A 1,347-nucleotide genomic window follows, 5' to 3' on the forward strand; every position below is an offset into this window, starting at 1 on the left:
CACAATCCGACACCCCGCCTCGCCCACTGCCACCCGCTCCTCACCACGAGCCGCGTGGCCCAGGCGAAAGTGCATTGCGCCGCCACCCGGAGCGGGCGGCGGCGCGACGTACGGGAACTGCGGCCATCCGGGCCGTGCGCGATGACTCGACGAGGGGCCAGCCTGCGATTCCCGGCACCTCAGACCGGTTGCGCGGCGCGGCCATGGGCCGCGCCGCGCTATCCGACGACTTCGCTCGCCGATCCGACACTGTCGCTGCGCACTCCTAGTGGGGCAAGCATGCGACGAACTCGCCCCACGCCGTCCCGGTGAACCCGAGGCGTGGGCTGTCGGCGATCTTCGAGTCCCGTGCGAGGACTAGGGCTGGTGAGGGGTAAGCGACTTCGACGCACATGTTCTCGGCACTGCCGGAGTACGTCGACTTGACCCACGAGGTTGCACTCACTGTCATCTTGCATCCCTTGCACGCTCGATCAAGATGGCTTTCGTGTCACTCGGAGATAGTGCCACTTGCGCCACCTGATCGAACAAGGCCCTGCTTTGGGCGACTTCGTGAGCATGGGAGCGGGGGATGGTCCCTAACAGCGATTCGACGAAGAGTTGATCAGGATCGCGGGCGTCAGGGAACGTGAGGATCTGAAAGCTGGAGCTCAACAGTCCCCGCCTTCCGGCGCTGAACGGCACAAGCTGGAGCGTGACGTTGGGCAGCGCGGACATCGTCACCAGATAGCGCAGTTGATCGCGCATAACTTCAGCGCTCCCGGTGACCACCGAAAGGGCGCCTTCCCACATGAGTGCATGCAGTGAGAGCCGTGGTTCTTCGAGCAGCCGTCGCTGACGACGCAGCCGGACTTCGACAGTTGCCTCGACCTGGTCCAGGTCGAGCGCCCGGACCATCTCCATGTTCGTCGCCCGTGCGAAGTCACGCGTCTGCAGCAGGCCCGGGACAGCCGCCAGGTGGTATTCCAGCATCGCCAGCGCCTCGTTCTCCATCGCAAGGAAGCACGACTGGCTTGGAGTCAGTACATCGTCGTAGCGGACCCACCAGTCGCGGACGTTGCGCTCGCCGAGCAGTGTCGGGTTTTGGCGCGGCGCGGCTCATGGCCGCGCCGCGCAATGGGGTCCGAGGTGCCGGGGGCGCAGGTTGCGCTCCTCGTCGGGTCTTCGCGCGCAGCGTCGATGGCCGACGTTCCCGTACGCAAAATGCACTTCGCCTGGGCCATGCGGTTCGTGGTGGGGAGCGGGTGGCAGTGGGCGAGGCGGGGTGTCGGATTGTGGGGCCCCGGGTGGCGGGGGCCCCCCCGGGGGGGGGGGGGGGGGGGGTGACGGGGCGGGGGGGGGGGGGGC

General features: G+C 67.6%; 2 protein-coding genes. Both read right to left on the reverse strand.

Features of this window, described 5'->3' with window-relative positions; all coding sequences use genetic code 11:
• Window positions 1-265: 265 nt before the first annotated feature.
• Window positions 266-451, reverse strand: coding sequence for a DUF397 domain-containing protein (locus QI554_RS35505; RefSeq protein WP_281476244.1), 186 nt, complete (start codon window positions 449-451; stop codon window positions 266-268).
• Window positions 448-993, reverse strand: a complete 546-nt coding sequence (locus QI554_RS35510; RefSeq protein ID WP_281476246.1) for a DUF5753 domain-containing protein — start codon at window positions 991-993, stop codon at window positions 448-450. The genes QI554_RS35505 and QI554_RS35510 overlap by 4 nt, the downstream gene beginning before the upstream one ends.
• Between the last annotated feature and the right edge of the window lie 354 nt (window positions 994-1,347).

Source organism: Yinghuangia seranimata (assembly GCF_029953285.1).
Taxonomy (GTDB): domain Bacteria; phylum Actinomycetota; class Actinomycetes; order Streptomycetales; family Streptomycetaceae; genus Yinghuangia; species Yinghuangia seranimata.

Bases quoted from the DNA above. Each gene is read 5' to 3' on its own strand.
- QI554_RS35505 (WP_281476244.1), bottom strand. From the start codon at position 451: ATGACAGTGAGTGCAACCTCGTGGGTCAAGTCGACGTACTCCGGCAGT.
- QI554_RS35510 (WP_281476246.1), bottom strand. From the start codon at position 993: ATGGAGAACGAGGCGCTGGCGATGCTGGAATACCACCTGGCGGCTGTC.